General features: G+C 38.7%; 6 protein-coding genes. 4 read left to right on the forward strand and 2 right to left on the reverse strand.

Annotated elements, in window-relative coordinates; all coding sequences use genetic code 11:
- Window positions 1–557, reverse strand: a 557-nt coding sequence (locus AC4MRQ_RS24290; protein ID WP_491200324.1) for an AraC family ligand binding domain-containing protein, incomplete at its 3' end; no start/stop codon positions are given.
- A gap of 123 nt (window positions 558–680) precedes the next feature.
- On the opposite strand from AC4MRQ_RS24290, the gene zwf reads away from it, so the two are divergent.
- Window positions 681–2207, forward strand: coding sequence for a glucose-6-phosphate dehydrogenase (zwf, locus tag AC4MRQ_RS24295; protein WP_491200325.1), 1527 nt, complete (start codon window positions 681–683; stop codon window positions 2205–2207).
- Between the two features lie 81 nt (window positions 2208–2288).
- Window positions 2289–3002 carry a 6-phosphogluconolactonase gene (gene pgl / locus AC4MRQ_RS24300; RefSeq protein ID WP_491200326.1) on the forward strand — a complete coding sequence of 238 codons (714 nt, stop codon included), beginning with the start codon at window positions 2289–2291 and terminating at the stop codon, window positions 3000–3002.
- 33 nt (window positions 3003–3035) lie between these two features.
- On the opposite strand, the gene AC4MRQ_RS24305 is transcribed toward pgl, so the two are convergent.
- Entirely contained in the window at window positions 3036–3974 is a 939-nt protein-coding gene (locus AC4MRQ_RS24305) for a ketopantoate reductase family protein (RefSeq protein ID WP_491200327.1), read from the reverse strand.
- Between the two features lie 326 nt (window positions 3975–4300).
- Between AC4MRQ_RS24305 and AC4MRQ_RS24310 the strand changes: the two genes are divergently transcribed.
- Together AC4MRQ_RS24310 and AC4MRQ_RS24315 are read left to right on the forward strand one after the other, a co-directional pair.
- Window positions 4301–5704: a PQQ-dependent sugar dehydrogenase gene (locus tag AC4MRQ_RS24310; protein ID WP_491200328.1), complete on the forward strand. Its 1404-nt coding sequence runs from the start codon at window positions 4301–4303 to the stop codon at window positions 5702–5704.
- Between the two features lie 9 nt (window positions 5705–5713).
- Window positions 5714–6383: TonB-dependent receptor plug domain-containing protein (locus tag AC4MRQ_RS24315; protein ID WP_491200329.1), on the forward strand; the 670-nt coding region annotated here is incomplete at its 3' end.

Below are 6383 nucleotides of genomic sequence, written 5' to 3' on the forward strand. Positions count from 1 at the left end.
AGCCGGGGCACTTCATGTGCCAGCAATTGATTAAAGCGTTCGAACAATCCTGATGGTTGGGGATTTGGTTGGTGTAACTGGGTATCTTCTACCAGTTTTGCAAAAAGAGCAATCAGCAAACCATTCAATACTTCCTGTGAAGTGCCTTGCTTAAATTCATGATCCATCAATTCCAAAAGAGTACGATAAAAGTCGACAGATGGCATTTCTACTCTCTCTTGCCCAATTAGCTGTTTTAACAACTTCAACAAGCTATTATCATGAATTTGATCAAAAACCTCTTCTTTAAATAACAAAACAAATCCCTTTGGAATAGCTGTAAATTGCCAAAAATGTAGTTGACCTGGTTTTAAAAAATAGCATTCAGGCGTTGTAACCATAAAACGCTCCGATTCAATTGAGTGAAAACCTTCACCTGCAAACAAAAAAACCAGCTCATAATACTTATCGTGCTTATGAGGTTTGGTCCGTTTAATCAACTCTTTAAATTGAGATACCTTAAATAAGTGCCCTTTCAGTTTATCTTTAACAACTATTCCCAAATCAATATTCTTCATTAATTCAAATTGAAAGTTAATGACTTTCCCAATACCTGCAAACAATAAGGTCTCAGCACTTGTTATTTTGTATGCCGCTTCACTATCTTGCCGGCTATTTGAATGTGAAAAATATAGCAAAATATGAATCAACCTAAAAACCACATACTTGTCATTTTTGGTGCATCTGGCGATCTAACCTATCGTAAACTGGTACCAGCGGTCTTCGATCTTTTCGATCAGGATTTACTACCTGAAAACTTTGCCATTTTGGGACTGGGACGAACAGATTTGAGCAATACTGCTTTCCGCCAGAAGATGAAAGATGGAATTGTACAGTTTGCATTAAACAAACCCAATAGTGAAGAAAAACTCAATCAGTATTTAGAGAAACTTCACTATTTCTCGTTTGACACCAAGGATCCTGATGAGTATTGTTTGCTGAAAGGAAAATTAAGAGAATTGGATGAAGAGTGTGAAACCGATAATAACTTCATTTATTACATGGCGACACCTCCCAATATGTATGAAATAATTCCTGAGCAATTGGCTAAGCAAGGATTAAGTGAAGAATCAGTTGGTTTTAAACGCCTGATTGTTGAAAAACCATTTGGTTACGATTTAGAAACTGCTCAGAAGCTTAACAAAGGACTGCTTAAGTTTTTTAAGGAAGATCAGATATATCGCATCGACCATTATCTTGGTAAGGAAACCGTTCAAAATCTATTGGTAACACGCTTCTCCAATGGTATTTTCGAGCCATTGTGGAATCGCAACTACATTCACCATGTTGAAGTTACTGGTGTCGAGAACATTGGCGTCGGCAATCGTGGTGGCTATTACGAGGGTTCTGGAGCCATGCGTGATATGATTCAGAATCATCTGCTCTTACTGGTTGGTTTAGTAGCTATGGAACCGCCTGCGTTGATTGATTCAACAAATATTCGAAACGAAATTGCAAAGGTGTTTCATTCCTTACGCCCGATAAAAGAAGATGAAGTGGCCAAATATGTCATTCGCGGACAATATACAGCCTCACACATTAAGGGAGAACCAGTTAAAGGTTATCGAGAAGAAACAGGCGTGGCACCTGATTCCCGAACTGAAACTTTTGCGGCCATTAAATTATTTATTGACAACTGGCGCTGGGCAGGTGTACCTTTTTATATCCGAAGTGGTAAAATGTTACCAACCCGGGTAACCGAAATTGTGATCCATTTTAAGGCCACTCCACACCATTTATTTGCTGATGACGAATCGATTTGTAAAAATTACAATCAACTGGTGATTCGCATTCAACCGGATGAAGGGGTGTTGATGAAGTTTGGAATGAAAGTGCCGGGAGCTGGTTTTAAAGTGCAAAATGTCAATATGGATTTTCATTACAGCGACCTGTCGGACACTTATTTACCAAGTGCTTACGAACGCTTATTGCTGGATTGCATGATGGGTGACAGCACACTTTATCATCGCGGCGATGCGGTTGAAGCAGCGTGGAAATTTGTAGATTCAATATTAAATGCCTGGAAAAACGACAGCATTCCTGTACATGGTTATCCTGCCGGCACATGGGGACCTGATGTTTCTGACGATTTAATTGAAGAAGATGATATAACATGGCGCTACCCATGTAAAAATCTGGCTAATGATGGTAATTATTGTGAATTATGATTTAGAAAATAGTAAAAAGACAGTAGTCGGTAGAAAGTCAAACACTACTGACTACCATTTACTGACTAAAAACTAATTGTTATGCATCACATATTTGACAACAAACAAAAACTGTCTCACTACTTTGGTGAATACTTGCTTCAGGCTACAAAGCAAAAACCTGATTTAACTATTGCTCTTTCAGGCGGCAGTACTCCCAGAGCCATATTTGACGTGCTAGTTAAAGATTACGCTAAATCAATTGACTGGACGAAGATTCGTTTTTTTTGGGGTGACGAACGATGTGTAGCACCCGAACATCCGGAAAGCAACTTTGGCATGACACGTGAGCATTTGTTTGATCATGTTAAAACAAGAGCAATTAACATTTTCAGAGTCAAAGGTGAGTTGCATCCCGACGAAGCTGTAGCAGATTATATTTCAACCATTGAGGAGAATGTTCCTTATAATAATGGATTACCTCAATTTGACATTATGCTTTTGGGTATGGGAGATGATGGCCACACTGCCTCGATATTCCCCCATCAAATTGATCTGTGGGAAAGCAATAACATCTGTGAATTAGCTCAGCATCCCGAAAGTGGCCAATATCGTGTTAGCTTAACAGGTAAAGTAATTAATAATAGTCGGCAAATCTTCTTCTTGGTTACCGGAGACAATAAAGCAGAAAAAGTGGACGAAATCATCAATCACAAAGGTAATTACAAACAATATCCGGCATGCCTGGTCGATATTCACAAAACAGAATGGTTACTGGATCAGGCTGCGGCTATGAAGCTAACACAAAATGCATAATGCAATATTATGCCGATTAGACATACTCTATATTTAGCGATTGCTATTAAATTCACCTCGTGCTTTTAACTCCATGGGAAGTATACAATTGTATATAAAGCGATTAACAGGTACCTCTACCCCATACTTCTCAGCCAGTCTCACCACAGTTCCATTTTGATAATCAATCTCCGATGGTTTACCTTCCAATACATCACGAGTCAACGACGATGTGGAATCATAAGGGAATGATTGGATAAAAGCGACCGTTTTATCAATAAAATCTGGTTTAATATTCACATCCGCTTTTTGCGAAACCTCATATATCTCTTTTAATAGGTCGATCATCATATGGTGAGTTCCTTTCAATTCGCACATCTCACCATAAGTGGTTTTAGTTACAGCTAATAAAGCACTGACACAAATAGATATAAACTTCTTCCAAACATCCGCTTCAATGTCATGAGAAGCCTTGTATGCAATTCCAGCATTTTCAAACAGATTAGCGAGTTCCTTCATTCGAATCGTGTCCTGTTTATCTAGTTCACCAAATACAATTTCCGGTTTGACTCCAAAATGATTGATGACACCAGGTGATTCTATTTTGCTGATAATACGGCACAAACCACCCATTATGTTCTTCGGGTTAATCACTTCGCTTAATTCCTCTGCGGCCAACACCCCATTTTGTAAAGGTAATACAATACTGTCCTGATGAATAATTTGTTGAATCTGTGTTCGCACCTCCTTTATTTGCCATGCCTTAACAGCAGTAATAACCAGGTCAGCATTTTGTATATCAGTAATTCTATCTGTAGCTTTTGCATTGGCAATGTGCATATCGCCCAGAATACTTTTAACTTTTAGCCCATTATTCAGTATCGCTTTTAAATGCTTGCCACGAGCGACAAAAGTTACATTATTACCAGCTTGTGCCAACTTTGCTCCAAAGTATGCGCCTACGCCTCCCGTTCCGATCATTGCTATTTTCATGTGTTTATAATTTACTTTCAGTTGTCACATGGAACTCTCAAGAAATTTTAATCATTACCCTGCGTGTAATTTTTAAGATTAAAAGTTACTTGTTCGTTTCATATGTCTAAAATTCGTTTTCAATTACCATAGGTAACCCGCAATTTAGCTATACTCCTGTGTGAGAAGCTTTTCTCACAGCTCGTTTCACTAAAACCAAATTTTGAGCAAAAATAAGCTTATCTACCTGTTGCACAAAAAGAAAATAAGTGAGAATCATAGTGTGCCTCTATAACAAAAACATTAATTCGTTGTTACTATAGTTGTATGACACCAACTCTGCGATTATGAAAAAGCCTGCTTTTCTAATTTTTTCAGCCATCTATCTTTGTTTATCTGCTGAGAGCTGCTCCGATAATAAAGCTAAAGATTTACCCAATGAAGAAATAGTGCAACTATACAACGACTATTGCATCAGTTGCCATAACGATAATAAATCCTCTTTCGTCGAAAGAAAATGGCTATTTGGGGACACCAAAGAAGAGATTGTCAATAGCATAAAACATGGACGAGTCTCTTTTGGTATGCCGGCATTCAGTGATGGCCTGAGTGAACAAGAAATTGATGCACTTGCGGATTACATTATTGAATTATCAGAACAGAAGAAAGACGATATTCCTCCCCCTTACGGGGATGGCGATATATATGAAAGTGAAGTTCAAACATTTAGAGCTGATGTAATAGTTGATGATCTTGATATTCCATGGGGTTTGGAATTCTTACCGGATGGTCGTCTGTTGATCTCTGAACGAGAAGGTGATTTATTGATTGTCACCCCTGGTGAAAAGCCTGTGAAAGTTGATAACTCGCCAAAGGTTCTTGCCAAAGGTCAGGGAGGATTACTCGATCTGGAATTACATCCTCAATACAACCAAAATGGATGGATATACATAGCCTATTCTTCCCCAAATATTAACAATAACTCAATTGGCAATACAACTATTATGCGTGCCCGTTTAAATGGTGAAGAACTGATTGACAATGAAGTTATCTTTAAAGCAATGCCAGAAACCGGTAATTGGTATCATTTTGGTTGCAAACTTGAGTTTGACAATGAAGGGTATCTTTATTTCTCAGTTGGCGACCGGGGTAATCGTGATCGAAACCCACAATCTTTAGATAACGATTGTGGAAAAATTCATCGCATTTATGATGATGGTCGGATTCCTGAAGACAATCCTTTTGTTGGTGAGGAAAATGCCAGCCCAAGTATATATTCGTATGGGCACCGCAATCCACAAGGCGTTTGCATGCATCCCGAAACAGGTCAAATCTGGACTGATGAGCATGGTCCCAAAGGTGGCGATGAAATTAATATCATTGGAGCTGGTAAAAATTACGGCTGGCCTGTTATCTCATTTGGCATAAATTATGACGGAACAACATTCACCAACGATACTGCAAAAGCGGGTATGGAACAGCCTCTTCACTATTGGGTCCCAAGCATTGCTCCTTGCGGGATGACTTTTGTAAAAGGTGATCGCTATCCTAATTGGAAAAATAACATACTTACAGGCTCCCTGAGCTTTAAGTATTTGCATCGTGTAGTTCTGGATGGTGAAAAGGTTATACATGAAGAGAGGCTAATGGAAAAAATCGGACGCGTACGCAATGTGGAAATGAGTCCGGATGGATACATATACGTAGCAATCGAAAATCCCGGCAAAATACTCAAGATTGTTCCTTTATAACCAAACCCAATGAGGCTAATCTTATGTTGCAGTTTGTGGTTGATAAGCATTGTTAGTGTTTCTCAAACACTAAACGAATGGGGTAAAGACACGGTGAAAAATCACAATGTTATACTCAATGAAGTAACCATTAATGCCCCGGTTAATATTGTATCTCTTAAAAGCTGGCCGGGAAGTATTTCATCGATCGACTCCATGCAACTTAATGCTGGTAATTCTTATCAGTTGGTGCAACAACTAAATAGCTTACCAGGTGTGATGATGCAACAAGGTACTTTAAGTACTAATCGCATCACGATTCGTGGTATCGGATCGCGTACACCATATAATAGTAACCGCATTAAAGCGTATTGGGGTGAGATTCCTTTAACCGATGGCGATGGAGTCACCTCAATTGAAGATATTGGTTTTAATGACATTTATTCGGTACAAGTGCTTAAAGGTCCTTCTTCAGCTCTTTATGGTGCCGGACTAGGTGGCGTTATTTTGATTAATCCATGGACGCCTGTTTCTAATAAACAACAATTTAAATTCCAAAGCGAAGCTGGAAGCTACGCTACATTCTCAAATCAATTAAGCACCACTTTAAGACATAGTAAAGGAAGTACATTTATTTCTGCCAACCAGTTATCAACAGATGGTTATCGTGATAACAGCCAATACAAACGTTATAATTTTA

The sequence above is a fragment of the Carboxylicivirga sp. genome (assembly GCF_982718395.1).